This is a genomic window from Bianquea renquensis (assembly GCF_014384895.1).
In the GTDB taxonomy this organism is placed as follows: Bacteria; Bacillota; Clostridia; order Lachnospirales; family Bianqueaceae; genus Bianquea; species Bianquea renquensis.
In genome coordinates, this window is sequence record NZ_JACRSQ010000067.1 from 1 (window position 1) to 3,348 (window position 3,348).

The 3,348-nt window shown below is 45.6% G+C and carries 3 protein-coding genes; all 3 read left to right on the forward strand.

Annotated features, from left to right (window positions below; all coding sequences use genetic code 11):
- Positions 1-520 precede the first annotated feature (520 nt).
- The 3 genes from H8730_RS17105 to H8730_RS17115 all read left to right on the forward strand — a co-directional run bounded on the left by H8730_RS17105 (position 521) and on the right by H8730_RS17115 (position 3,125).
- Positions 521-664 (forward strand): hypothetical protein, encoded by a 144-nt coding sequence (locus H8730_RS17105; protein WP_249290260.1) that lies wholly within the window; start codon positions 521-523, stop codon positions 662-664.
- An 821-nt stretch (positions 665-1,485) separates the two neighbouring features.
- Complete coding sequence (locus H8730_RS17110) at positions 1,486-1,647, forward strand: hypothetical protein (RefSeq protein ID WP_249290261.1); 162 nt, start codon at positions 1,486-1,488, stop codon at positions 1,645-1,647.
- A 125-nt stretch (positions 1,648-1,772) separates the two neighbouring features.
- A complete protein-coding gene (locus H8730_RS17115) occupies positions 1,773-3,125 on the forward strand; it encodes an MATE family efflux transporter (RefSeq protein ID WP_249290262.1) in 1,353 nt (450 codons plus the stop codon).
- Positions 3,126-3,348 lie beyond the last annotated feature (223 nt).

Below are 3,348 nucleotides of genomic sequence, written 5' to 3' on the forward strand. Positions count from 1 at the left end.
AGGGAGGGAAGTTGAGAGGGATTGACATAGGGGGTCATGGACATCACGCTCCTGAATGAAGTTTGGGATCTTATTATATCAGCTTTCAGCCCGCTTCGCAAGCGCTTTTCGCGGGACGGTACTGTGTGAAATGTTAGATAGTGATTATGGGAAACAGGAGGTCAATTGAACGCCGGCAGGTAGTGGCCAATGGTATGGGGAGGAAGAGAAGGGGGAATGAACGCCGGTGGTGGAGACAAGGCGGCGTGCAAAAGCGTAGGAAAAAGGGCCGAGAGTGAACGCTAGCAGGAGAGAGAAAGTAAAGCCCGGCGTGCAAAAAAGAGGAAAAGAGACGAGAGATGAGGACAAGGCAGGGGAAAATGAACGCCGGTAGTGGAGATGGAGAGACAAGGCGGCGTGCAAAAGCGTAGGAAAAAGGAGGGAAAAGGGCCGAGAGTGAACGCTATCAGGAGAAAGAAAGTGAAGCCCGGCGTGCAAAAAAGAGGAAAAGAGACGAGAGATGAGGACAAGGCAGGGGAAAATGAACGCCGGTAATGGAGATGGAGAGAAAAGCCGGCGTGCAAACATGGGAAAAAAAGAATGGAAAAGGGTCGAGAGTGAACGCTATCAGGAGAAAGAAAGTGAAGCCCGGCGTGCAAAAAAGAGGAAAAGAGATGGGAGATGAGGACAAGGCAGGGGAAAATGAACGCCGGTAATGGAGATGGAGAGAAATGGTGGCGTGCAAAAGCGTAGGAAAAAGGAGGGAAAAGGGCCGAGAGTGAACGCTATCAGGAGAGAGAAAGTAAAGCCCGGCGTGCAAAAAAGAGGAAAAGAGACGAGAGATGAGGACAAGGCAGGGGAAAATGAACGCCGGTAGTGGAGATGGAGAGAAGAGGCGGCGTGCAAACATGGGGAAAAAAAGGAGGAAAAAGGGTCGAGAGTGAACGCTATCAGGAGAAAGAAAGTGAAGCCCGGCGTGCAAAAAAGAGGAAAAGAGACGAGAGATGAGGACAAGGCAGGGGAAAATGAACGCCGGTAGTGGAGATGGAGAGAAAAGCCGGCGTGCAAACATGGGAAAAAAAGGAGGAAAAAGGGCCGAGAGTGAACGCTATCAGGAGAGAGAAAGTGAAGCCCGGCGTGCAAAAAAGAGGAAAAGAGACGAGAGATGGGGACAAGGCAGGGGAAAATGAACGCCGGTAGTGGAGATGGAGACAAGGCGGCGTGCAAAAGCGTAGGAAAAAGGAGGGAAAAGGGCCGAGAGTGAACGCTATCAGGAGAGAGAAAGTGAAGCCCGGCGTACAAAAAAGAGGAAAAGAGACGAGAGATGAGGACAAGGCAGGGGAAAATGAACGCCGGTAGTGGAGATGGAGAGAAAAGGCGGCGTGCAAACATGGGAAAAAAAGGAGGAAAAAGGGTCGAGAGTGAACGCTATCAGGAGAAAGAAAGTGAAGCCCGGCGTGCAAAAAAGAGGAAAAGAGATGGGAGATGGGGACAAGGCAGGGGAAAATGAACGCCGGTAGTGGAGATGGAGAGAAAAGGCGGCGTGCAAACATGGGAAAAAAAGGAGGAAAAAGGGTCGAGAGTGAACGCTATCAGGAGAAAGAAAGTGAAGCCCGGCGTGCAAAAAAGAGGGAGAGCCGGAGCAATCGAAGAAAAATGAACCCATAGAAGAATATGGAATGTTTTCTGAAAAGCAAACAGAGATATAGGTAGCTGCCTACTTGACAAATAGTGGGGTATTTGCTATATATAGTATGCTGGATGGAAAGTGAGCATTTACGAGGAGAAAGTCTATGAAAACAAGATTGTTGAATCCGGAGACCGTTACGACTAAGGGGATTTTTTTCATATCCTTGCCAATATTTGGAGAGCTACTCCTCCAATTGTTAGTAGGAAATGTGGATCAAATCATGCTGAGCCAATATTCGCAAAATTCTGTGGCGGCTATCGGTAATGGCAACCAAATTATGAATATTGTGATCCTCGTCCTAAGCGTTATGAGCTCAGGGGTATTGGTTCTATTGACGCAATACATTGGTGCATGTAATAAAAAAATGATATCTGAGGTTTGCACCGTGGCAACAGCCATAATGACTGGCTTTGGGATTCTCGCTACAATTGGGATTGTCATTTTTTGTAGACCAATTTTCATCGCAATGCACGTGCCCTCCGAAATTTTGGATGAGGCTTGCCAATATATGCGGATTGTTGGAAGCTGTATTTTTATTCAGGGCATCTACCTTATCTTTGCCGCCATTCTGCGAAGTTTCTCTTTGGTCAAGGAAGTATTAATCGCCTCCTGTATCATGAATTTAATCAATATTATCGGCAATGCCATTTTATTAAATGGACTTTTGGGATTCCCGGAAATGGGAATCATGGGAGTTGCCATCTCAACAAATATCAGCAAGTGCGCGGGAGTTGCCATGTTGATATTCATTTTTATACGAAAAACAGATGCGAGGATACGAATTTCCATGCTGCGCCCATTTCCAACTTATACATTGAAGCGCTTACTATATATATCCATTCCCTTTAGGGCAGAAGGGTTATCGTATCAAGTATCGCAAATTCTGATTCTTAGCATGGTCAATACATTTGGTACCGTAGCGATCACAACGAGAGTATATTCCAATATGATCGCAAACCTTTCGTACGTATATGTAACTGCATTTTCACAAGCAATGCAGATTGTCATGGGGTATTGGATTGGCGCAGGCAAGATCGAAAAAATAGAGGCCAATATATGGAAATATCTGCGGATTGGGATCAGTGTTTGTTTAACCATGACGCTTGTATTCTTTCTGAATAGTGATTTTATATATGGATTGTTCAGTGAAGATCCACGTGTCTGGAAACTGGGAAGAACTATCTTAATAATCGAATTCTTTTTGGAGACAGGACGCGCCATGAATTTGATTATGGTTAAGACACTTATTACAACAGGAGATATTTATTCACCTGTGATCGTAGGCGTGGTGAGTCAGTGGTTGATCGGTGCGGGCTTAAGCTTTCTCTTTGCAATGATATTGGGATGGGGACTTGCCGGCACTTGGATTGCCATGGCACTCGACGAAGTGACGAGAGGGCTAATCTTTATTGGACGCTTCCGATCTGGCAAATGGAAGCAGCGGCAATTGATTTGACTCACGTAAACGGCTACCTGACAGGCAACGAAAAATTGGCAGACATTTTGACGTCATCCTATTGCCAGCGCCAAGGATAATGAAAAAGAGCCGACCCCATGTGATGATATGATACCCCTTAAGTAGACAAGGTAAATAACCAAAATCTACTTGGGGGTATTTTATGTATCGGAAATATACATCAGAAGAAAAATTAAATATTGTAGAAGGATATCTGAATGGG